The organism is Elusimicrobiaceae bacterium (genome assembly GCA_017528825.1).
Taxonomy (GTDB): domain Bacteria; phylum Elusimicrobiota; class Elusimicrobia; order Elusimicrobiales; family Elusimicrobiaceae; genus Avelusimicrobium.
On record JAFXOI010000023.1, the window covers coordinates 44,103 to 65,854 of the forward strand.

23 protein-coding genes are annotated in these 21,752 nt (G+C 44.0%); 19 read left to right on the forward strand and 4 right to left on the reverse strand.

Annotated features, from left to right (window positions below):
• The first annotated feature begins 78 nt into the window (after positions 1–78).
• Entirely contained in the window at positions 79–1,647 is a 1,569-nt protein-coding gene (gene traF, locus IKN49_04965; protein ID MBR3632387.1) for a conjugal transfer protein TraF, read from the forward strand.
• Between the two features lie 85 nt (positions 1,648–1,732).
• On the opposite strand, the gene IKN49_04970 is transcribed toward traF, so the two are convergent.
• Entirely contained in the window at positions 1,733–2,482 is a 750-nt protein-coding gene (locus tag IKN49_04970) for a magnesium transporter (protein ID MBR3632388.1), read from the reverse strand.
• A gap of 88 nt (positions 2,483–2,570) precedes the next feature.
• Between IKN49_04970 and IKN49_04975 the strand changes: the two genes are divergently transcribed.
• From IKN49_04975 to lptB, 7 genes are all read left to right on the forward strand, one after another.
• The gene (locus tag IKN49_04975; GenBank protein MBR3632389.1) at positions 2,571–3,746 is read left to right on the forward strand and encodes an ATP-binding protein; all 1,176 of its coding nucleotides are present in this window, start codon (positions 2,571–2,573) and stop codon (positions 3,744–3,746) included.
• Positions 3,739–4,266, forward strand: a complete 528-nt coding sequence (locus IKN49_04980; GenBank protein MBR3632390.1) for a pilin — start codon at positions 3,739–3,741, stop codon at positions 4,264–4,266. The genes IKN49_04975 and IKN49_04980 overlap by 8 nt, the downstream gene beginning before the upstream one ends.
• Positions 4,267–4,294: 28 nt before the next feature.
• Positions 4,295–5,122, forward strand: a complete 828-nt coding sequence (gene kdsA / locus IKN49_04985; GenBank protein ID MBR3632391.1) for a 3-deoxy-8-phosphooctulonate synthase — start codon at positions 4,295–4,297, stop codon at positions 5,120–5,122.
• Positions 5,123–5,311: 189 nt separating this feature from the next.
• Entirely contained in the window at positions 5,312–6,307 is a 996-nt protein-coding gene (locus IKN49_04990) for a KpsF/GutQ family sugar-phosphate isomerase (protein ID MBR3632392.1), read from the forward strand.
• Positions 6,304–6,840 (forward strand): LPS export ABC transporter periplasmic protein LptC, encoded by a 537-nt coding sequence (lptC, locus tag IKN49_04995; protein ID MBR3632393.1) that lies wholly within the window; start codon positions 6,304–6,306, stop codon positions 6,838–6,840. Before IKN49_04990 ends, lptC begins: the two co-directional genes overlap by 4 nt.
• Entirely contained in the window at positions 6,837–7,733 is an 897-nt protein-coding gene (locus tag IKN49_05000; GenBank protein ID MBR3632394.1) for a hypothetical protein, read from the forward strand. Before lptC ends, IKN49_05000 begins: the two co-directional genes overlap by 4 nt.
• Positions 7,734–7,744: 11 nt before the next feature.
• Complete coding sequence (gene lptB / locus IKN49_05005; protein ID MBR3632395.1) at positions 7,745–8,464, forward strand: LPS export ABC transporter ATP-binding protein; 720 nt, start codon at positions 7,745–7,747, stop codon at positions 8,462–8,464.
• 61 nt (positions 8,465–8,525) lie between these two features.
• Here lptB and IKN49_05010 read toward each other — a convergent pair whose 3' ends face one another.
• Positions 8,526–9,053, reverse strand: a complete 528-nt coding sequence (locus IKN49_05010) for a hypothetical protein (protein MBR3632396.1) — start codon at positions 9,051–9,053, stop codon at positions 8,526–8,528.
• A gap of 44 nt (positions 9,054–9,097) precedes the next feature.
• Positions 9,098–10,276, reverse strand: a complete 1,179-nt coding sequence (gene hydF, locus IKN49_05015) for a [FeFe] hydrogenase H-cluster maturation GTPase HydF (protein MBR3632397.1) — start codon at positions 10,274–10,276, stop codon at positions 9,098–9,100.
• An 89-nt stretch (positions 10,277–10,365) separates the two neighbouring features.
• Here hydF and IKN49_05020 point away from each other — a divergent pair, with 89 nt between their 5' ends.
• From IKN49_05020 to mltG, 10 genes are all read left to right on the forward strand, one after another.
• Positions 10,366–11,421: a polyprenyl synthetase family protein gene (locus IKN49_05020; protein ID MBR3632398.1), complete on the forward strand. Its 1,056-nt coding sequence runs from the start codon at positions 10,366–10,368 to the stop codon at positions 11,419–11,421.
• A 9-nt stretch (positions 11,422–11,430) separates the two neighbouring features.
• Positions 11,431–13,284 (forward strand): 1-deoxy-D-xylulose-5-phosphate synthase, encoded by a 1,854-nt coding sequence (locus IKN49_05025; GenBank protein ID MBR3632399.1) that lies wholly within the window; start codon positions 11,431–11,433, stop codon positions 13,282–13,284.
• Positions 13,281–14,117, forward strand: a complete 837-nt coding sequence (locus IKN49_05030) for a TIGR00730 family Rossman fold protein (protein MBR3632400.1) — start codon at positions 13,281–13,283, stop codon at positions 14,115–14,117. Before IKN49_05025 ends, IKN49_05030 begins: the two co-directional genes overlap by 4 nt.
• 19 nt (positions 14,118–14,136) lie before the next feature.
• On the forward strand, positions 14,137–14,439 hold the full coding sequence (locus IKN49_05035) for a TRL-like family protein (GenBank protein ID MBR3632401.1): 303 nt from the start codon (positions 14,137–14,139) through the stop codon (positions 14,437–14,439).
• An 87-nt stretch (positions 14,440–14,526) separates the two neighbouring features.
• Positions 14,527–15,117 carry a guanylate kinase gene (gene gmk, locus IKN49_05040; GenBank protein MBR3632402.1) on the forward strand — a complete coding sequence of 197 codons (591 nt, stop codon included), beginning with the start codon at positions 14,527–14,529 and terminating at the stop codon, positions 15,115–15,117.
• Positions 15,118–15,136: 19 nt separating this feature from the next.
• Positions 15,137–15,436 (forward strand): hypothetical protein, encoded by a 300-nt coding sequence (locus IKN49_05045; GenBank protein ID MBR3632403.1) that lies wholly within the window; start codon positions 15,137–15,139, stop codon positions 15,434–15,436.
• Between the two features lie 3 nt (positions 15,437–15,439).
• Positions 15,440–16,342: a uracil-DNA glycosylase gene (locus IKN49_05050; protein MBR3632404.1), complete on the forward strand. Its 903-nt coding sequence runs from the start codon at positions 15,440–15,442 to the stop codon at positions 16,340–16,342.
• 3 nt (positions 16,343–16,345) lie between these two features.
• The gene (priA, locus tag IKN49_05055; GenBank protein ID MBR3632405.1) at positions 16,346–18,301 is read left to right on the forward strand and encodes a primosomal protein N'; all 1,956 of its coding nucleotides are present in this window, start codon (positions 16,346–16,348) and stop codon (positions 18,299–18,301) included.
• Positions 18,302–18,390: 89 nt separating this feature from the next.
• A complete protein-coding gene (locus IKN49_05060) occupies positions 18,391–19,554 on the forward strand; it encodes a tyrosine--tRNA ligase (protein ID MBR3632406.1) in 1,164 nt (387 codons plus the stop codon).
• A 3-nt stretch (positions 19,555–19,557) separates the two neighbouring features.
• Positions 19,558–20,526, forward strand: a complete 969-nt coding sequence (gene mltG / locus IKN49_05065; protein ID MBR3632407.1) for an endolytic transglycosylase MltG — start codon at positions 19,558–19,560, stop codon at positions 20,524–20,526.
• 58 nt (positions 20,527–20,584) lie between these two features.
• On the opposite strand, the gene xth is transcribed toward mltG, so the two are convergent.
• Positions 20,585–21,355: an exodeoxyribonuclease III gene (xth, locus tag IKN49_05070; GenBank protein ID MBR3632408.1), complete on the reverse strand. Its 771-nt coding sequence runs from the start codon at positions 21,353–21,355 to the stop codon at positions 20,585–20,587.
• Positions 21,356–21,427: 72 nt separating this feature from the next.
• Between xth and IKN49_05075 the strand changes: the two genes are divergently transcribed.
• On the forward strand, positions 21,428–21,752 hold a 325-nt coding region (locus tag IKN49_05075; protein ID MBR3632409.1), incomplete at its 3' end, for a methionine adenosyltransferase.

The window sequence follows — 21,752 nt, forward strand, 5'->3', positions numbered from 1 at the left end:
AAAAGCAGGGGGTTTTCTTTTATATATAAGTTCAGGTTTGATATAATACACTTAACTAAAACCAATAGGGAGGATGAGATGTTTAGCAACGTATTTCGCAAGTTAATATTTGTTGGATTGTGTGCCACGTTAGCGTCTTTAAGTTATGCACAATCGTGGCAATTTGTTGGTTCCCGTGCCATGGGTATGGGCGGTGCCGGTGTAGCTACCGCCTATGGTCCCGATGCTCAATACTGGAACCCTGCCGGCTTGGCTCAAGAAGAAGACCTCAATGAAACCGGCCTTTTACTTAATGCAGGGGCCGATATACAAGCCACTAAAGATGTATTGGAAGGCGTACGAGATTTAACCGATATGTCTAAAAAATATAAAAATTTGGCAGCAGCTATTGCCGGAAATGCAGAAGCCAACGCGGAAAATATCAGCACTATCTTTAAAGGACTCAGTGATATTGACAAACTCATTGGTAACGGTGCCGGTGCTTTGGTAAATGCTAATGCCGGGTTAGGCTTTAAAATGAAAAACTTTGCAGTTAGTGCCCGCGCCATCGGTACAGGAGCCGTTACTCCGGTCGTTGATACCAAAAACTTAAAATTTAATACCGGCTCCGGTTTAACCTTAGGGCTCCCCACCCAAACCGCAGGTTATGAAAGTGCTACCGCCCGTTTGGCCCAAGCCATTGATGACAAAGGAGTATTATCTTCCTTAAATACTTTATTAAATCAATCCTACGCTGACAGTACCGAAATGGCCAATGCGCTGATCAATGCGGCTCTTGATAACGGAGCAACTACTGCACAAGTAGAACAAATGGTCAAAACCATAACCGGCAATATCGGTGGAGCCGCCGGCTTAATCAATCAAGCCGCCTCCGCTACCGGAAGCTATGCCCAAAACGAAACCTTGGCCATGGCTGATGCCGCCACATTCGGAGAAGTAGCATTGGGATACGGTACCCGCGTAATCCGAGGATTAAAACTGGGAGCCAACTTGAAAGTTATTGACGGGTATATGGCCCAAAGCGGCGTGATGATTTTATCGGAAGACAAAAAAGTAAAAGATATTTTAGACAAAGCCTATGACAATAAAAAATCCAGCGTTAATTTAGGTGTGGACGTAGGTGCTATGGTCAATTTATCGGAATTACTGGACAAAGAGATTTTGTTAAATCCGCAAATCGGTTTAACTGCTAAAAATCTAAATGGTCCAAAATTTGACCGTCCGGATGCCCCTTCAGATATAGCAGTACCCGTGAAAGCACATTGGAACACGGATAAATACCAACTCAAACCGCAAGTACGCGCGGGCGCGGCCATTAATCCTATCAAAAATATCACGGTGGCGGCCGATATAGACTTGACGGAAAATGATACGCTGATTTCCGGTATTGATTCCCGCCAATTGGCTCTGGGTATGGAAATTAATTTATTCAACCGGCCGAAATTTCATATTCCCCTGCGTGTAGGGTATAACAAAAACATTGCCGAAAGTGATATGTCTGACTTCTTTACAGCAGGTATTGGGCTCAACATGTTGCACTTCTATATAGAGTTGGCCGGAGCTATGAGTTCAGGCTCTACCAACGTGGACGGACATAACATCCCCAATTCTGCGGCGGCGTCCTTGTCTCTTGGTTTCTTATTCTAAGTATTGTGGACACACTTAATGCAAACACCCCCGCTCATTGGAGCGGGGGTGTTTTATAACTCAAAGTGCAGGTAAACAGCACTGATTAAAACCAGCCAAATCGTTTTTTGGGTTTGTTTTCTGACAGTTCAGCCCAAGACAGCGTTCCCAAAATCACTTGTGAAGTATCAACAACAGGAACAAGCACTTGGCCTTGTTGCAGAAGTGTTTTGGCCTCTTCGGCCGGTTTTTCCGGTGAAAGACTACGGCTCTCACTCATGACAGAGCCCGCCACGGCAGTAGGAGCCAAAAACGCCAGTTCCGCCGTACGGATATAACCTTTCAGTTGTCCGTCTTTATTGACAATAAAGCAGGCAGATGGGAATTTCTTACGAGGCCAATTTTTCAATTTCTCTAAAATTTCAGCCACCTTTGTTTCCGTCTTAAACGAAATAAATTCCCGCTTCATGTAAGCTCCGGCACTTTCTGCAGGCCACTCTGTTGCATTCGAAAAAGCCTGTAACAAATTGGATTCTAGCAAGGCTTTCATTTTGGCTTGTTGCGGTACTGAAAAGGCATGATAAATAGCCGCCGCTTGCGGCAAAGGCAAGCGTGAGAGAATATAAGCCGTCTGACGGGAAGGAAAACGCCGCAAAATGGCTGCCGCTTTTACGCCGTCCATTTCACGCATACACACCACTACCTGCTCGGCTTTAAGCGGTTTTAGAAGAAGTACCGCTTCGTGCGTAGCTAGTGTTTGCAAGGCAAGCGCCGCCGCCGCAGGAGCGGTAGTAATAAACTTCTCCGTTACCCACGCAGTTAGATGGCTTGCATTGAATTCTTTTCCTTGCATCATAAATTCCTCTGGCAAAAGTAGCTGTTTTTATTATAATAAATATAGAAGGGGCTGTGCTGGCGGTAAGTTTTCTGTAGAGGAGAAACTTATGTTTTTCAATAAACCCATTCACGAAATTACTTTTGAAGATGTAGTCGCTTTCTGTAAACGCCAAATTCCGGAAGGAAAACAACTGGACTACAAATACCTCTTGCCTAAGAATAAGGAAAAGTTTGCCAAAGTAATTGCCTCTTTTGCCAATGCCATGGGCGGCACGGTTATCATCGGTGTCAATGATGATAAAAATGACAAACCCTGCCCCCCCTTTACCGGTATTGCCTACCATGAAAAAATACGCAATACCATTGAAGATATTATTCAGGTCTATATTGATCCGGTAGTGTTTGTGGATGTAAACATTTGTGTTAGTAAAGACGGACAACGTATGTTCGTGGTGGTAGATATTCCGCAAAGCAATTTAACCCCTCACTTGGTGGGTAAACTCAAACGGGCTTATATTCGTACCGGCCAAAGCAGTCGGCCGGAAATGATTGTACACCCCAGTCGCTTACCTTGGTTACTCGATCACCGTAAAAAGTCCGAACGTTTGCGCCACATTTTGTATGACAAAGCAGAAAGTCATTTTGACAATTACTTAAAAAATCACAATCTCAATCCGTCTACGATGAGCGTAGCTTCCTTGTCTTTACTGCCGCTCTATCCGCAAGAACCTTTGCTAAATTATCGGCAACTTCCGGCATTGATTACGCATTGTCTGCAAGCACCTCCGGAAAAAATATCCTTAAAAGTATTGCCCGTGCAGGACGGAGCAGTGGTGGCAGCAGGCGGTATCTCTCGCAAAACGATTGAGTTTAATGCGTATGGTTTGTTAATGTCTAAATGGAATTTTGCCCAAGAAACTCTACAAGACGGAAAGCCCGTACAAACAGTTCCCTTCACGGAACTGGCGCGCAATATCGTGCTATTCTTTGATTATGCCTTGCGGTTCTTTGACAAAATATCCTTTGGCGGGCCTTTGACTTTTCGCCTCAAATTAAGTCATACCCGATCCTTACAGGTTCGCTTAAATACTCATAAAGCCACCGTACTGGAAGATTATGTGCGCTTGGATGAAGATTATAATTTGCCGCAGTTATCTTCTAAGTTACACGAAATTTTGTACCATATCTTACAAACATGCGCATGGTCTTTAGGACTACAAATCACCGAAAAAGAAATTAAAACACTGATTGAAGCATGTATTCAGGAGCAGCGTCATGTATAAAAATAAATCCGGATTTTCATTAATAGAAATGATGATTGTCTCTGTAATTATCCTTCTGCTGACAATGGCCGCTATTCCATATTATCAAAATGCCATAGAAGCCACTTATATGACAGAAGGCACGCTGCTTTGGAATTATGTGCGCCGTTATGGCGAAGGGCAGGATTTGACTTTCAAGAAAAACCGTATGGCCAATGAGCTCAATGCCAATCGGAGATTCAAACATTTCAACGTCACTATTAACTGTCAAGTTCCACCCGAAGAAGAAAAGGAAGAGGCGGAAAATAAAAAAGAAGAAAATGCGCCGGTCCACTCCGGCTTGTGCTGGGAAGCAGACTTTTCTTTGCAGGATCCTAACCAACGCATCCTTTATTATTTAACCACGCAGCACAATTTTTCACAACTACTTTGCGTACCTCTAAATGAGGCCGGAGATTCATTCTGCCAATCACAGGCCGAAAAAGAACATCGCCAATCTATTCCCTTTCTAGAGAAAGAAGCATATATTCTGCATAATTAAAATGTTGTAAATTTGCTATGATGTAAGTATGCAAAAAACAGTAAAAGTAGGATCTATCTGTATTTCTAATACTCTCCCGCTGGTATTTATGGCGGGCACTTGTGTCATTGAAAGCGAAAAACATTATCTAAATACTATCAAAACATTAGCGAAAATTATCGCAAAAACGGGGCACCCGTATATTTTAAAGGCCTCTTTTGACAAAGCCAACCGCACCTCTCTCACGGCATACCGCGGCCCCGGCCTTACCAAAGGATTGGAAATTTTAAAGAAAGCAAAAAAATTAACCGGTCTTCCGCTGGTAGTTGATGTACATGAGCCCTGGCAGGCGGAAGAAGTGGCTACGGTAGCAGATATGTTGCAAATACCGGCCTTTTTATGCCGTCAAACCGATTTAGTCTTGGCCTGCGCCGCCACGGGAAAAGCCGTCAACGTGAAAAAGGGTCAATTTTTAGCCCCGGGCGCTATGGAACAGATCATCAAAAAGATAGAATCCCAAGGAAATAAAAACATTTTACTGACCGAACGCGGTGCCAGCTTTGGCTACGGAGATTTAATCGTCGATATGCGTTCTTTGCAGATTATGAAACAATTTGGCTATCCTGTCATTTTTGATGCCACTCATTCCGTTCAAAAACCGGGAGCTTTAGGAACGGCTACCGGCGGGAACAGTGCTTTGGCGCCTGTACTGGCAAAAGCGGCCACCGCCTTAGGCATTGCAGGGGTGTTCTTTGAGGCTCATCCCAAACCGCAGGAAGCGTTATCCGATGGCCCCAATTCCCTGAACATGAAACAAGTGACCCAAATGACCGCCCAATTGGCGCAGTTGGACCAATTAGTCAAAAAGTGGAAATAATTTATTTATGAATACCCGGCCCTTTATTCCTACGTGGAAATGGCATATAAAAATGTTAGCTGTATTCGCTTTTTTGTGTACAGCGGCGTTCTTTATATTCTCTTGGGCTCAACATCAACTTCCACAATCTTATAGAACTCAAACGGCTATTGCGCAAACCACTCCGTGGTTACATACAGAGGATACTCCATGAAATTAAACGAAAAAGAAATTACAAGAATTGCCCGCAAAGTGCTTGATATTGAGCACAAAGCATTAGAATTATCCCGCCGCAGTATTGATGCCGGATTTTTAGCCGCGGTAAAAGCGTGCGCCCAAACTAAAGGACGTGTTGTAATTTTGGGCATTGGGAAAAGCGGTCTTATCGGACGGAAAATAGCGGCCACCTTAGCCTCTACGGGCACCCCCTCCTTTTTTGTTCATCCGGTAGAAGCATTACACGGAGATTTGGGAATGATTACGAACGGAGATGTTATTATAGCCATTTCTTTTTCCGGACAAACCGAAGAAATTAATAAAATCCTCCCCTCTCTATCCCGCCGCAAACTTACGATTATCGCCATGACGGGGAACCCTCATTCCAGACTATCTCAAATGGCAGATATCCATGTGCAAATTCATATTGACCAAGAGGCCTGTCCTTATAACCTAGCGCCTACAGCCTCTACTACCGCTACACTGGCGGTGGGTGATGCTTTGGCAGTATGTTTGATGAAAATAAAACATTTTGAAAAAACAGATTTTGCACTTTTTCATCCGGGCGGCTCTTTGGGCAAATTGCTTACCCAACACGTCAGCGATTTGATGCGCAAAGGGAAAAATAATCCTACTATCGGAGAAAAAGCCACCGTAAAAGATGCCCTGTTAGTAATGACACAAAGCAATGCCGCCGGTGCAACGAGCATTATAGATAAGAAAGGCAAACTACTGGGTTACTTTACGGATGGAGATTTACGTCGGGAGCTCCAACACGGAGAAGAGGTCTTACACAAAAACATTACCCAAGTAATGACCCGCAATCCGTACCATATTTTAGATACCGCTCCGGCTATTGAAGCCGCCAAAATGATTCATGCTACGCACGTAGACAACATCCCGGTGCTCAACAAGCACGGCAAAGTAGTGGGAATCATTGACGAAAAAGATTTAATTGAATTTATTGCCTTATTGGATAAAAAAGCATGAATAAAATCATCCTGATCACTTTACTGGCTTGTACATTAACAGCTTGTAGCTCAGAGAAGTCGTTTTCCCCTGAGGAAGAGGACGTGCAAAAAGCCAACCAAGTGGTCATTTTTGAGTCTAAAGATAGCCAAAATAAGTGGATTTTACAGGCGGCCGAGGTGGATTTTGAAGATATGGAGCATGCCGTGCTGACCCATCCTCACCTGTTGCTGCGGGAACAAGGAATGGATAGTGCCGAAGTAACCGGCAAACGCGGTCTGCTCAATTATTCCAAAAAATTAGTCGCCATTGATGGGGATGCACGGGTACACTCCTTTAAGCAAAAGGCCACCTTGACCACGGACCGCTTTTTTTACGACGTAGATAAGGACCGCATTTGGTCGGATAAAAAAACCATCGTTATACGCGGCAATACTAAAATGACAGCACAAAAAGGAATCGAAACCGATTCCAAACTGCGCAAAATTGAATTCAAAGAGCAAATTACCCAACTGCCGGATAACCCCGACGAATTAAGAGAGGCCGTGCAATGAGATATTTGCTTGTACTGATCGGGAGTGGATTACTAATCAGCGGATGTTTTTCGCTTACTGACAAAAAACCGTCTGTTACTCCCGTCATGGATTCTCCATTGCAAATCGCGGCCGCGCCTGCAAAACCTGTTAAAAAAACGACTAGCCAAACTTTACCGAAAACGTTGGGTGGAGTACTGCAAAGCGACAGCTGGATTGTTTATCAGGAGAAACAAGAAGAAGAATTTAAGGGAAATGTATCTTACCAAAGCGATGTTTATCAATTTAAAGCGGACTATGCTTTGTCCCAAAGAGCGCAAAATCTTTTTACCGCCAAAGGAAATGTCTTCTTACATAAAAAAGATCCGGACGGTTCTTGGTATGAATTACATGCCGATCAAGCCGTATATAATTACAAAACTGGCAAGGGATATGCAATTTCCTCTTCCACTAAACCGGTACAATTAGTCTATCACACCCGGCAAGGAGATACCATCCGCGCGCATGCCAACCGGGCCGATTTTGATACTCAAAACAAAATCTATCAATTAATGGGATCGGCGGTGATCGTTCGTACCGATCCGCAAGGAGAAAAAACCACCTTAAAAGCCCGTAAAATTTTGGCAAAACAAGCCACACAATATGCTCTTTTGCAAGGGAATGCACAGGCGTTTAATGACCAATATCGTTTGCAAGCAGACCAAATTGAATATGATGGGCAAACCCAAACAGCAACGGCGTCCGGACAGCGCGCCCTTGCTAACGGCACCACAGAAAACGGTACATTTGCTATAATAGCAGACGAAGTGATTGCCCAAACGGACACCCGCCGAATCCATTTAGAAGGCAATGTACAAGGGTGGCTACTGTCTGACCAATTAAACGAATTGGAAAAAAACAAAGGCCGTAAATAATAAGGATTTATATGCAACTACGCAGCGAAAATGTAATCAAAGTATATAAAGACCGCATGGTGGTAAAAGGCGTAGATATCCATGTAAAGTCTGGAGAAATTGTGGGCTTGTTAGGCCCCAATGGTGCCGGCAAAACAACCACTTTTTACATGATGGTTGGTTTTATTCGACCGACTAAAGGAAGAGTATTTATTGATGACCAAGAAGTCACTCCCCTTCCCATGTACGAACGGGCCAGACACGGACTGGGATATCTGGCGCAAGAACCCACTATTTTTAAGGGCTTAACAGTGGAAGAAAATTTGCTGGCTGTGCTAGAGCGTATTTCAGACGATAAAAAAGCCCAAAAAAATCGCGTAGACGAATTACTGGAAGAATTTGGACTTACTAAATTGGCCCGCCAAAAAGCATGGACTTTATCCGGCGGTGAAAAACGCCGTATGGAAATTGCCCGCTGTATGATTAGTAACCCGCAAATTATTTTGTTAGATGAACCGTTTGTAGGAATTGACCCCATTACAGTATCGGATTTGCGTCAGATGATTTTTAAACTAAAAGACAAAGGAATCGGTGTATTGATTACAGACCATAACGTACGTGAGACTTTGCCTTTGACGGAGCGAGCTTATTTGATTTACGACGGTAAAATTTTGGTGGAAGGAAATCAAGATACTTTGATTAATGACCCCAATGCCCGCCGCTTATATTTAGGAGAAGATTTCAAGATGTAAAAAATCATTCGACATAAAAAACCCCGTCCATACAAGACGGGGTTTTTTACTGTCAAAATTACTATTTACGTTGAGTGGCTTTTGAGGCTTTCTTATTTTCTTTATTCAATTTATCCATAAAATCCGAAGGAATTTTTGCTTTCTTCATAACCTCTTCTACCGAGGGTTGCGCACTCTCCGCCTTGGGAGTAGAAGACACCTGGCTTCCCTTCTTATCCGCATTAGCATCTCCTCCGAGGCCCTTCTCCCCTTTGCCCAATTTATTGGCCTTTGGGATATCTGTAGTATTGGGAGCTAATGTTTTGGCATTTTTATACGAAGCATAACTTCCACCGGACTGTATCGTTTGCCCTCCTGTAGAGGTGGGTTGTAGTGTAGGGATTGTAGTGGGATGAGTTACTTTGACCGTGGTAGGAGTATGCGTGACTTGCACCGTCGTAGTAGGCTGTTTTACAATTTGGTTACTATGCGGTTGTTGCATCATGGCATTAGGAGTCGTAGGGTGGGTTACTATCACGTTCGTTTGAGGCGCTGCCCATAACATTACCCCACTAGCCATAAATCCTATTGTAAAAAATGTTTTTTTCATATAAATCCCTCTCTTTTACAGTATAAATTACTAGGCACTCGTTTTCAAGCATTTTCTTGGCGAAAAATTTCTGTAGCGCGAATAAAAATGCCGTGGCACCAAGCAATTGCCATACCATAATTGGTCACCGGCACGCCGGCCGCAACCAGACGTTGTAGCCGTTGCAAAATTTGTTGCCGCGTCACCATACAGCCGCCACACTGTAAGGCCAATTTGTAGCTGGACAAATCCGCGGGCAACGGGTCCAAATTCGATATCGTTTCAAAATGCAATTTTTTCCCAGTCTTCTTTTGTAGCCAAGCCGGAATTTTGACTCGACCGATATCATCACACTTATTGACACTGTGCGTACAGGATTCCAACACCAAAATTTTGTCTCCATCTTGCAAAGTATCAATTTGCGGCGTACTGCGTAAAAACAGATTAAAGTCACCCTTTAAGCGAGAAAACAAAATGCTAAAACTAGTCAGGGCAATATGAGCCGGAACAATTTTATTGACTTGTCCAAAAGCCTGTGAATCCGTCACCACCAGTTTGGGATGATGGCAAGTTAAATACTCCGCCAGTTGCGCCGGTTGCACACAAGTCGCTACCGCGTGTAAATCCAATAGTCCGCGCAAGGCTTGTACTTGCGGCAAAATCAGCCTTCCTTGCGGAGCCGAAGCATCTATGGGCGTAACTAATAACACCTCATCGCCGGCTTGAATAAATCCACCGAATAAATCTTCCTGTCGGTAGGCGGTTGCCGGCATATGCCGAATTAATGCCTCCAACACTGGGGTGGTATCTGCCTGCTTACACGAAAATTCTACTACTTCTTCCCCCGCCAGTTGCGCAGAGGCCGGCGGAAATAAATCTGCCTTGTTATGCACGATGAAAAACGGGATTTTCCGAGCGCGAAAAAATTCCGTCCATTGCTCTTCGTAACTTCCGAATTCCTCAGCAAAAACCAATACCGCCAAATCAATTTGCTCGGCGGCCGCCTGAGTCTTTTCAACACGTTTGGCACCCAAAGCGGAAACGTCATCTATACCGGCAGTATCAATAAACGTCACCGGTCCTAAACCCAAAATTTCTATATTCTTCTTGACCGGATCCGTAGTGGTTCCGGCCACTTCCGAGACGAGAGAGGTTTCTTGCCCCGTCAGTGCATTAATTAGGGAACTTTTCCCCACATTCATCCGACCAAAAACACCGATATGCGGTCTATTCAGTTGTACCATACACAAATTATACTAACTTTTTTTCATACTTTTCTGGCTTGTGACGCTGTCATTATGTATAATAAAAGAAATAGATTTTAGAGGTGAGTATGACAAAACCCCATTGCAAAGCCTGTACAAAAACAGTACCATCTGAAACTCAGTTTAATGGATATTTGAAAGAACGAGCCAAACTCGTAGAAAAAAATTTAGTTAAGTGGATTGATAAAATTCCCAATGCACCCAAAATTTTAACCGATTCCATGGCCTATTCATTGCAGGCCGGCGGCAAACGGGTGCGTCCCGTACTGGTAATGGCTACCGCAGAAGCCTTTGGCAAAAAAGCCACCGATGTGCTGCCCGCCGCTTGCGCAGTAGAAATGCTACATACCTATTCGCTTATTCACGACGATTTGCCCTGTATGGATAATGATGACTTGCGCCGCGGGAAACCCACCAATCATAAAGTATTTGGAGAGGATTTATCCTTGCTAGCCGGAGATGCATTGCTCACGTATGTGTTTGAAGTGTTTGCACAAAATGGAAAAGTGAAAGCGATCGGTCCTGCCAACACCTTAAACGCTTTACAGAATTTTGCTCACCGTGCCGGAGCATCCGGCATGGTCGGCGGACAAACTGCAGATGTCTATGCTGAAGGAATGGGCACACAAGAAGCCGCCAGCCAGCGTGCTGATAAATTAAAAAAGACCTCTAAAAAAATGGCTGACAAAGGCCTGCACTATTTCTTGCTTCCGGCGTCCGTCAAAGAGACGACACCCGAAACGGTCCTGCGTTATATTCACGCCAATAAAACCGGCGCTCTTATCCGCGCTAGCGTAGAAACCGGTGCCTTACTGGCCGGCGCAAAAGGAGCTGATTTGAAATACATTCAACAGTATGCCGATTGTATTGGACTGGTATTTCAAATCGTAGATGACATTTTAGATGTAACCGCTACCGCCAAGCAGTTAGGCAAATCCAATAGCGACGCGCAAAACGGCAAATTAACCTTTGTCAGTTTATTTGGCTTAGAAGGTAGCCGCAAACATGCTCAGCTACTCATTGCCAAAGCACAAAAAGCTCTAGACCATTTGAAACACGTTAAGAAAAAACAATTAGCCCCTTTATACGGCATGGCTGAATTTTTCAAAACCCGAACCTATTAAGGAGTTGGCATGAAAGTATTGTCTACGGTCAGAACCCCATCTGATTTACGCCACATCAAGCGCGAATTACTGCCCACTTTGTGCGCAGAAATACGCGAAGAAATTATCAAGACTACCAGCAAAAACGGTGGGCATTTGGGATCCAGCTTAGGCGCGGTAGAAATTATTACTGCCCTGCATTATGTGTTTAACACACCTAAAGACAAAATTGTGTTTGATACCGGACACCAATCGTATGCTCATAAACTACTTACCGGTCGTCAAAACAAATTTCGCACCATCCGCACTAAAGGCGGTCTGAGTGGTTTTCCGAAACGAAGTGAAAGTCCATACGATACGTTTGGAGTCGGACATGCCAGCACTGCTTTATCAGCGGCTTTAGGAATGGCAATTGCACGCGACCAAAAACAAGAAAAATCAAAAGTAGTGGCCCTCGTAGCCGACGGTGCTTTAACCGGAGGCATGGCCTATGAAGCGATGCAAAATGCCGGCCTACTGGCCACAGATATGTTGGTTATTTTAAATGATAACCAAATGTTTATCTCTCAACGGGTAGGCCAACTGGGTCAATTTCTCACTAAATTGCTCACCAAAAAGTATGTGCAGTTAGCCGAAGAAAAAGCGACCAATTTCTTAAAACGTTTTGATGATTTGGGCAATAATGCCGCCAAACTGGCTAAAAAAGCCCGCTCTATTTTATTTCCGGGTACCATTTTTGAAGAAATGGGTTTCCGCTATTTTGGGCCAGTCAATGGAAATGATATAGATGCTATGATTGATGTATTGGAAAGCGTCAAAGAAATTAAAGGCCCCGTTTTATTACACGTGGTTACTAAAAAAGGGAAAGGATACGCCCCCGCAGAAGAAAAACCCACCAAATTTCACGGAATTGGCATGTTTGATGCCGACACTGGGGACAGTTTAGGCAAAAGCAATCAAATTACTTTTACGAAGGCTTTTTCCGATGCGCTAGTGAAACTGGCCAAAGAAAATAAAAAAATCAATGCCATTACCGCGGCTATGCCGGAGGGAACGGGGCTAGCGGAATTTAGAGAAACTTTTCCGCAGCGTTTCTTTGACGTTGGAATTGCAGAAGAACACGCCGCCACTTTTGCTGCCGGACTTGCCGCCGAAGACTTACAACCGGTGGTAGCGGTATATTCTTCCTTCATGCAACGTTGTTATGATCAGCTGGTACATGATATTGCTTTGCAGAACTTGCCGGTCGTATTTGCACTGGACCGCGCCGGCTTAGTCGGAGAGGATGGCCCTACACATCACGGCTCATTTGATTTAAGTTTTTTGCGTAGCACACCCAACATCGTTTTGGCCGCACCGGCCGATGAGAATGAATTGGGGCATATGCTTAAAACTGCCTTCGATGCCAAAAAACCTTTTATCTTGCGCTATCCGCGCGGCGCCGGTTTTAATGTACCGGTGGACAATCATCTCAAAAATCTTCCGATCGGTAAGGGCGAGTGGCTGAAAAAAGGAAAAGATATGACCTTAGTAGCAATCGGCAACTACGTACATCCTGCTTTGGAAACGGCCGCGCTATTGCAAAAGAAAGGAATAGATGCCGGTGTGATTAATGCCCGTTTTGTCAAACCATTAGACATCGAAATTCTGCAAGAGGCCTTGCAAAATTCCCCCAAAATAATTACCCTAGAAGATAATAGCTTAGCGGGAGGATTTGGTTCGGCCGTAGCGGAATATCTCACCTCGCAAGAAGAGCCGTTCAAACTCTTGCGTTTGGGTTTGCCGGACAAATTTGTAGAACATGGAAAAGTAGCTCTCTTAAAAGACCAACTGGGCCTTACGCCACAAAAAATGGCTGAAACTATACATAAATGGAGCAAATGAACATGAAAAAGACCATTCAACGAAAACTGCAAAAACAACTACAGCACAATTCGTCTTATTTGCGTGCCTATGAAGATATTGAATTACTCAATCAGCCGGCATTGCGTTCCGTACGTTTACAGTTAGAAGCGTTAAAACCGGAGCTATATCTACTGGCAAGAGATATCAGTGAAACGATTGTATGTTTCGGCAGTGCGCGTGTACGCCCTGAGAAAGAAGCCAAGGCAAAATTAAACGCCGCTAAAAAAGAATTGGCCAAACATCCGAAAAACAAAAAATTACAACAACAAGTCAAAACCGCAGAAGGATTGCTGTCTTTGTCTAAATACTATGATATCGGTCGTGAAATGGGAAAACTCATTGTCACCAAAAGTCATAAACGTTTTGCGGTGATAACCGGCGGCGGGCCGGGACTTATGGAAGCGGCCAACCGCGGTGCTTATGAAAACGGTGGGGTGAGTATCGGCATGAACATTACACTGCCGCATGAACAAACACCTAACCCGTATATCTCGCCCAATTTGGCTTTCCTGTTCCACTATTTTTCTATTCGGAAAATGCATTTAGTCATGCGCTCGAAAGCCGTGGTAGTACTGCCGGGTGGATTTGGTACTTTTGATGAAATGTTTGAACTTTTAACTTTAGTGCAAACGCATAAAAAAGAAGCAATCCCCATTATTTTGATTGGGAAAGAATTTTGGAATTCCGTACTTAATGTCAAAGCTCTGGCCGATTATGGGGTCATCAATCCGGAAGATCCTCATGTATATCAAATTGTAGATACGGCTGAGGAAGCTTGGGATATTATCGCGAAATTCTACAAGATAAAATAAAAAATAGAAGGAGTCTAGCATGAAAAAATTAATGTTGTTAGCTGCATCCGCCATGTTGTTAAGTGCTTGCGCTACTCCTGCCACAGAGGCTGGTATGGCATTATTTGCGCAAACAACTCAGCCGCTCATGGTTACCGGAAACACCGGTAAAAAAGTAGGCCGCGCTTGCGCCACCAATGTACTAGGATTAATCATACAAGGTGATATGTCTGTAGAGGCCGCCAAAAAAGACGGAAAAATTACCCATGTCGCTTCCGTAGATAAAGAAGTGAAGGGATATGCCATATATGCAGAAGTTTGCACCATTGTAACAGGCTCCTAATTTTTCGTTCTCCCCGTATCAAACGATACGGGGAGTTTTATGTTCCCCCCCTTTAATTTTCCCTTTCATATTTGCTAAAATACCAGTATGGGTGCTTTTCCGATTATTATATCTTCGCCTTCCGGCGGCGGTAAGACAACGGTAGTGCAACAGATTTTGAAACGAGAAACGTCAGTTTCCCGCGTTGTTACTGCCACGACTCGTGCGCCGAGAACCGGAGAAAAAGACGGAAAAGATTATCATTTTTGGACGGAAAAACAATTTTTAACTGCTGTCAAAAGAGGCCGTATGTTGGAATGGGCCAAAGTGCATGCGCACTATTATGGAATTCCAAAATCCTCCGTGGACAGCTTGATAAAAAAAGGCATTTGTCCTGTACTCGTCATTGATGTACAAGGGGCCAAAACCGTAGCCAAAAAATATCCGCAGGCAGTTAAAATTTTTATTGTTCCGCCCAGCTTAAAAGTTCTCAAAGAACGCATCGCCGCGCGTAAAGACAATACGCAGAATATCGCTTTGCGCTTAAAAACAGCTAAGCAAGAACTAAAATCTATGCCGTTCTATGATTATGCGGTGCTAAACGATGAACTGAAAACAGCTGTGGCCGATACGTATTGTATTATTCGTGCGGAACAACTAAAAATGAAACGGGCCGGTAAAAAATTTAAAACTATCTAAACGATTAAAGGGAGTAGGTATGGCAAATACAAAAAATGACACAAACTTTGAGTCTGAACTCATGAATTTTGATGGAGACCGCTACGATATTGTGGTGTTGGCCTCTTTGTGGGCTAAGCAGCTCAAAAAGAAAGCTGAATATAAACATCAACCGCATGCGGCCGTCATTAAAGTAGCTTTGGATGATATTTTGTCCGGCAAAATGACAAAAGATACCGTCTTAGAAGTTTGCCGCCAAAATTTAGAAGCGGAATTAAAAGCCCAAGAAGAAGCTCGCAAGGAAGCCGAACGTAAAGCCAAAGAACCCATGAGATTATAATCCATGAAAGAAAACGTACGGACATTGGCGGCGGATTTGAAAGCTTTTTTAGCTAGCCGGCAAGAAGATGATCTAATACCGGCGGCCTTTTCTCAGGCCGCCGCGTTTGTTCCGTCAGATACGCCCAAGCCAGATACACTTGCACAGCAGGATCATTTGACGGTAGAGTTTGTCCGTGCGGCTAAGCACCCTGCCACAACTTCCACAAAACAGACGCCCGTTACAGCTCAAACCATATCGGAAAGTTCATCCCCCGTCAATGAGGAGAAAATGCCTATGTCTGATGTCCAAACTGCTTTAGATCAAATTGCCAAAGAAATTCATGAATGCCGCCGTTGTCCGTTAGGAAACAGTCGTTTGCATGCTGTACCCGGCGAGGGTAATCCCCACGCGCAGCTCATGTTTATCGGGGAAGGCCCCGGCTTTGACGAAGATCACCAAGGACGTCCTTTTATCGGGCGGGCAGGGCAATTATTGGATAAAATGATTGTGGCAATGGGGCTGAAACGTGAGCAAGTATTTATCGCCAACATTGCCAAATGTCATCCCATGATTCATCCGGAAAATCCGGAAGCGCACGGCAATGATCGCGCTCCCAATGCCGGCGAAATCGCCGTATGCCGCAAATTTATTGAACGTCAGATTGCAGCTATTTCTCCCAAATACGTGGTCGCGTTGGGCGGAGTGGCAGCCAAAGCTCTTATCAGCGATACCAAATCATTAGGGGCCTTGCGTGGGCAATTTCACCTCTTGCATTTAGACAGCGTAGAATTAAAAAAACCCGTCAAGATTTTGGCCACCTATCACCCGGCAGCCCTATTGCGCAATCCAAATTGGAAAAAGGATGCTTGGGCGGATTTACAGATGGTTATGGCAGAGATGGGGCTCAAGCGTCCTAATGCCTAATATATGTATTGCAAACTTGTCTTTGATGTTCCGCTAGATAGAGATTTTGATTACGCTATACCGCCCGAGTTGGCGCCGCAGGTGCATCCCGGCATACGCGTAACAGCGCCGTTTGGACGAATGCTCACAACCGGCCTGGTAACCTCCGTCTCACAAGAAACAACTTTACAAAAAAACATTGTCATTAAAGAAATTGCCAGTGTTCTAGATGATAAACCACTCTTTGGGTCAGACTTATTTCCCTTAGCTGATTTTATTAAAAAAACTTGGGGTGGCCCCATCGGACAAATTCTGTTTTCTCTTATTCCGCCGCAGGCTTATTTCAAACGGCTCGAAAGTGTTACTCCTCCCCCCTTTATCCCAACGGTGGCGTCCCCCACCTTATCGCAAGATGACAGCGCAGCTTTACACGTTTTATCGGGCAAATTATTCACAGGATTTCAACGCGTTTTACTGACTGGCACCCAAACAGAACGTTCCCGTGAAATCATTTTACAATTGGCCGAGCAGGTACTTCAAAATTACGGGCAAGTATTGCTCACATTACCGGATGTATGGGCCGCCCAACAGGAAACCCTGCGTCTGCAAAAACGCTTTGGGGCACAATGGGTTTTAGGCTGGCATAGCAAAATGTTATTAAGTCAGAAAAAGCAAATTTTTTCTCATATTTCCAACGGCCTTCCCGTCGTAGTTGTATCGGCACGCTCCGGAGGATTGCTCCCTTTCAAAAATCTACGTTTAGCTGCCATGCTGGAAGAAGAAAATGAAAATTATAAACAAGAGGAAAATAAACCCTATTTTCACCTGCGTGAAGTACTAGATTTCCGGTGTCGGTGCCATGAAGCCCTATTTATTACATCCTCGGATACACCCAGTTTGGAAAGTATTTTTACCCTCTCTCGTGCCAAGGCCTCTTCTTTTTCTTTAACTGAGGCAAAAACAGGGGCCGCCCCCATACAAATCACCGCTAAAAAAGGTACTCGCTCTGCATTACTGAGTGATGAGTTGATTACTGTCTTGCAAGACCGCCTAACCAAACAGCAACCCTCTCTTTTACTGCTAAACCGCCGCGGCTATTCCAATGCGTATTATTGCTTAAATTGCGGTGCTTATGCGAAGTGTGAAAAATGCGGTTCCATTCTAGCACGTGAAAAAATCGGAGATACGGATCAATTAATATGCAAAAAATGCGGTCACAAAGAATCTTTAGAACAAACTTGCCCGCAATGCAAAAATAAAATTTTCAAATCTCGCGGAGGCGGTACTCAAAAAATTGTTACGGAATTACAAAAACTTTATCCTACCGCCCGTATTTTGCGCTTAGATTCGGATACGTTGAAAAACAAAGATGGTCAAGGGCACCAAGTACATCGAGCTTTACAGCAGGGGCAGGTAGATATTGTTGTGGGTACTCGCCAAGCTTTATCCTGTATTCAAGACCCGCGCATTACGTTTGCCGCCGTACTGGATGCGGATTTAGAACTAGATACGCCGGATTTTCGGGCTTCTGAAAACTTTGCGCAGTTGCTATTTAAACTAAAAAATTATTTATCCACACGCAAAAACGGTTTATTAATCATACAGACATCTTCCGCAGATATTTTCCCATTTCAAACCTTACACCACGATTACAACATATATGCGCAAGAAGAACTTTTAGCACGAGAGAGTTTTGCCTACCCTCCCTTTGTACAGCTGATAAAAGTATTGATAAAAAGCAAAGATATGACACTCTTACAATCGGAAACTTCCCGTCTAATGACTGCCGGTGCGCCTATAAGTTTGGAAGTTTTGGGGCCCGTAAAAACCGGCAAAAAAACAGACGTGTTAAAAAAACAATATGTTTTATATAAAGTTTCAGCCGAACAGTACCCCCAGTTAATTCATCTCTTGGATTCTTGGCAGGCGACTAAAAAAGTAGATATCAAAGTTACTGCCGATCCCTATGATTTTTACTAATAAACTGCTTGTACTTCCTGCCCGCGCAAAACATTTCCCCTTACGCGCGCGTATATGCTACAATAAAAAAAGAATATAATTCGAGGTAGATTATGACAATTGATGAACAAATTTCCTTTTTAACTCGCGGTTGTATCGATATTGTAAACCGAGAAGGATTACAAAAAAAATTAGAAAGCGGTAAAAAACTAAAAGTGAAACTGGGATGCGACCCCACAAGCGCCGATTTGCATTTAGGGCATAGCGTGGCCTTATCGTTACTGCGCCGCTTTCAGGATTTAGGGCATACCGCAGTGCTGGTTATCGGAGATTTTACGGCGGCCGTCGGTGATCCTTCCGGTCGTGACAGCACACGCCCGGTACTGCCTCGCGAACAAATTTTGGAAAATGCCAAAACCTACACAGATCAAGCCTTCAAAGTATTAGATCCTTCCAAAACTGAAATACGCTTCAACAGCGAGTGGTTAGACCCCTTTGTGCATGGATCTGATTTGATGCATACTTTGCAAAAAGTAACGGTCGCTCAAGTATTAGAAAGAGATGATTTCAAAAAACGTATGGCCGCCGGCAGCCCGATTAGCTTGCTGGAGATATTGTATAGTTTATTTCAAGGGCAAGATTCTGTCGCGCTCAAAGCCGATGTAGAATTAGGCGGTACGGATCAAATTTTTAATTTGCTCGTCGGCAGACAATTGCAAAAGCAAAATGGGCAAGAGCCGCAAATTGCCATGACTGTTCCTTTACTAGTAGGCACCGACGGTGTGAAAAAGATGTCTAAATCCTACGGAAACTATGTAGGGCTCAATGATGCCCCCAATGATATGTTCGGCAAATTAATGTCTATTTCCGATGAGCTCATGCTCAGCTACTATGAACTCTTAACTAGCGAAGATTTAGCGGCCGTTAAAGCCATGCACCCTATGGAGGCTAAAAAGCAACTGGCCGGACTGCTTACCACCCGTTTTCACTCGGCAGAGGCCGCCCAAGCAGCACGTGAGAATTTTGAAAAAGTATTTTCTAAAAAAGAAAATCCGGATGATATGCCGGTATTAAAGCCTGCTCAAGGAGCTTTATTATCGACTATTTTGTTCGAAGCGAAAGCGGCCGCCAGCAAAAACAAAGCCCGTGCTTTGATTGAGCAAGGTGCAGTGCGTTTGAACGGAACTAAAATTATGCAAGATGCTCCGCTTACTTTCCAAGAAGGGGATGTTTTACAAGCGGGCAAGCGGATGTTTTTCAAATTAACACATTAATTCATGAGAAAAAAACTGCTTATCAGCATTATTTTGTTGGCTATTTTTACTGTGGGAGTCATTTTCTTTATTAAATGGCGTTTCTTCAGTGAAGGGGTTCCCGTTGTCTTTGAAATCACGCCCGGGCAAACCGTTTCGCAAATTGCCAAAAATCTGCAAGAAAAGGGCATTATACATAGCCAACTGTGGTTTAAGCTGGTAGTGCGCTTGTCTTCCACCGCTACTGATTTGAAAGCCGGAAAATATAACTTACGCACCCATATGCCGGCAGAGGCCGCTCTTAATTGTATTAAAAGCGGGCAGTGCCAGCACTTGACTAAACTGACCATTCCAGAGGGTTGGCGCAGCGAGGAAATAGCGGAAACTTTGGCCGAAAATAATGTGACTGATCCACGCTTATTCTTGGACTTGGTGCACAAACGAGATTTGGAAGGAAAACTCTTTCCGTCTACCTACTATTTTGCGGAAAATACTCCAGCAGTTACCGTCATAGAAACAATGCTCAGCCAGTACAATGCCCGCGTGAAACCGCTTTTCAAGCAATATCCCACATCTCTGACGGAGAAAGAAGTTTTAACCGTTGCCTCAATTGTAGAACGGGAAGCTATTTTTCATGATGAAAAACCAAAAATTGCCGCCGTTTATTTGAATCGTCTTAAAATCGGCAAACGCTTGGAAGCAGACCCTACGGTACAATACGCGGTGGGATTTAATTTGCGGGAAAACAGATATTGGAAAAAGGGCTTAACCTATAAAGATTTGCGCCATCCGTCTCCCTATAACACGTATCGTTATAACGGATTGCCCCCCGCTCCGATTGCCAATCCAAGCTATGAATCTATCAAAGCGGTACTGGCTCCGGAAGCAGAATTTGACGCTCTATATTTTGTAGCGGATAATACTGGACGTCACGATTTCAGCAACACCTATAACGAACATTTGATTAAGAAAAACAAATACCGCCGCAAGTAGTACGTCATTTATAGCAGACGGTCATGCTGTTTAGCGCATCTACCTCGCAAATAGAGCCTTATAAATCCGCCACCAGTTCAATCGGACAATGATCCGATCCCATCACTTCGGAAAGCATCCCCGCACTTTTTAGTTTTTTTACAGACGGTGTATCTACAAAGAAATAATCAATCCGCCACCCTACATTTCGCTTACGCGCACCGGTTTTATAATCCCACCAGGTATAATGTCCGCCGTCGGTGACGAAATGACGGAAAGTGTCGGTATATCCCCCCGCAATAAATTTATCAATCCAAGCCCGTTCTTCCGGTAGAAAACCGGTGTTTTTCTCATTTTCTTTAGGACGGGCCAAATCAATCGGCTGATGAGCGGTATTGACATCCCCGCACACAATAACAGTTTTTCCCGTCTTAAATAACTCTTGGCTTTTTTGTAGAAAGCAATCGTAGAAACGCAATTTGAAATCAATACGCTCCGGCCCTTGCCCGCCATTAGGATAGTAGATATTCAAAAAGAAAAAGCTAGGAAATTCCAATATCAGTGTTCGGCCTTCCACGTCAAATTCCGGATTACCCAGGCCATACCATACGTTTAACGGTTTTTGGCGGGTATAGACAGCCACCCCGCTGTATCCTTTACGTTCTGCGGCGCAAAAATAGCTATGCCAGCCCTTAGGCGCACGCAATGCCTCAGATAATTGTTCCGGCATGGCTTTTGTTTCTTGTATGGCTAAAATATCAGCTCCACAAGTACTTAAAAAATCCAAAAATCCTTTCTTTTCTACGGCGCGCAGTCCGTTCACATTCCAAGAAATCAACTTGGTCAACATAATACTCTCTCCTAAAATAGTATAATAGGTATTATATGAAATGTCCGTCCCCCTCGCGGCGAGGAGTTTGTTATGATTAAGCAAGGTACTTGTTTTTTTACGTCTGAATCAGTTTCCAAAGGCCACCCGGATAAGGTGTGCGATCAAATTTCCGATGCTATTTTAGATGCTATTTTAAGCAAAGATAAAGCGGCCCGTGTCGCCTGCGAAACCTATATTACGCGTGGTTTAGTGGTTGTGGGTGGAGAAATTACCACCAAGACATGGGTGGATGTAGAGCACATCGTGCGGGAATTATTAAAAGATATCGGCTATACGGACAGTAAATACGGTTTTAATGCCGATACGTGTGCGGTGGTCAATGTCGTCGGCAAGCAATCGCCCGATATCAGCCAAG

Excerpts from the sequence above, each read along its gene's own strand:
- IKN49_05045 (MBR3632403.1), top strand. The coding sequence starts at position 15,137 with ATGGCAAATACAAAAAATGACACAAACTTTGAGTCTGAACTCATGAAT.
- IKN49_05010 (MBR3632396.1), bottom strand. The coding sequence starts at position 9,053 with ATGAAAAAAACATTTTTTACAATAGGATTTATGGCTAGTGGGGTAATG.
- IKN49_05035 (MBR3632401.1), top strand. The coding sequence starts at position 14,137 with ATGAAAAAATTAATGTTGTTAGCTGCATCCGCCATGTTGTTAAGTGCT.
- hydF (MBR3632397.1), bottom strand. The coding sequence starts at position 10,276 with ATGGTACAACTGAATAGACCGCATATCGGTGTTTTTGGTCGGATGAAT.
- IKN49_05025 (MBR3632399.1), top strand. The coding sequence starts at position 11,431 with ATGAAAGTATTGTCTACGGTCAGAACCCCATCTGATTTACGCCACATC.
- IKN49_04990 (MBR3632392.1), top strand. The coding sequence starts at position 5,312 with ATGAAATTAAACGAAAAAGAAATTACAAGAATTGCCCGCAAAGTGCTT.
- traF (MBR3632387.1), top strand. The coding sequence starts at position 79 with ATGTTTAGCAACGTATTTCGCAAGTTAATATTTGTTGGATTGTGTGCC.
- IKN49_05030 (MBR3632400.1), top strand. The coding sequence starts at position 13,281 with ATGAACATGAAAAAGACCATTCAACGAAAACTGCAAAAACAACTACAG.
- IKN49_04970 (MBR3632388.1), bottom strand. The coding sequence starts at position 2,482 with ATGATGCAAGGAAAAGAATTCAATGCAAGCCATCTAACTGCGTGGGTA.
- priA (MBR3632405.1), top strand. The coding sequence starts at position 16,346 with ATGTATTGCAAACTTGTCTTTGATGTTCCGCTAGATAGAGATTTTGAT.
- IKN49_04975 (MBR3632389.1), top strand. The coding sequence starts at position 2,571 with ATGTTTTTCAATAAACCCATTCACGAAATTACTTTTGAAGATGTAGTC.
- IKN49_04980 (MBR3632390.1), top strand. The coding sequence starts at position 3,739 with ATGTATAAAAATAAATCCGGATTTTCATTAATAGAAATGATGATTGTC.
- xth (MBR3632408.1), bottom strand. The coding sequence starts at position 21,355 with ATGTTGACCAAGTTGATTTCTTGGAATGTGAACGGACTGCGCGCCGTA.
- IKN49_05020 (MBR3632398.1), top strand. The coding sequence starts at position 10,366 with ATGACAAAACCCCATTGCAAAGCCTGTACAAAAACAGTACCATCTGAA.
- mltG (MBR3632407.1), top strand. The coding sequence starts at position 19,558 with ATGAGAAAAAAACTGCTTATCAGCATTATTTTGTTGGCTATTTTTACT.
- gmk (MBR3632402.1), top strand. The coding sequence starts at position 14,527 with ATGGGTGCTTTTCCGATTATTATATCTTCGCCTTCCGGCGGCGGTAAG.
- IKN49_05050 (MBR3632404.1), top strand. The coding sequence starts at position 15,440 with ATGAAAGAAAACGTACGGACATTGGCGGCGGATTTGAAAGCTTTTTTA.
- lptC (MBR3632393.1), top strand. The coding sequence starts at position 6,304 with ATGAATAAAATCATCCTGATCACTTTACTGGCTTGTACATTAACAGCT.
- IKN49_05000 (MBR3632394.1), top strand. The coding sequence starts at position 6,837 with ATGAGATATTTGCTTGTACTGATCGGGAGTGGATTACTAATCAGCGGA.
- lptB (MBR3632395.1), top strand. The coding sequence starts at position 7,745 with ATGCAACTACGCAGCGAAAATGTAATCAAAGTATATAAAGACCGCATG.
- kdsA (MBR3632391.1), top strand. The coding sequence starts at position 4,295 with ATGCAAAAAACAGTAAAAGTAGGATCTATCTGTATTTCTAATACTCTC.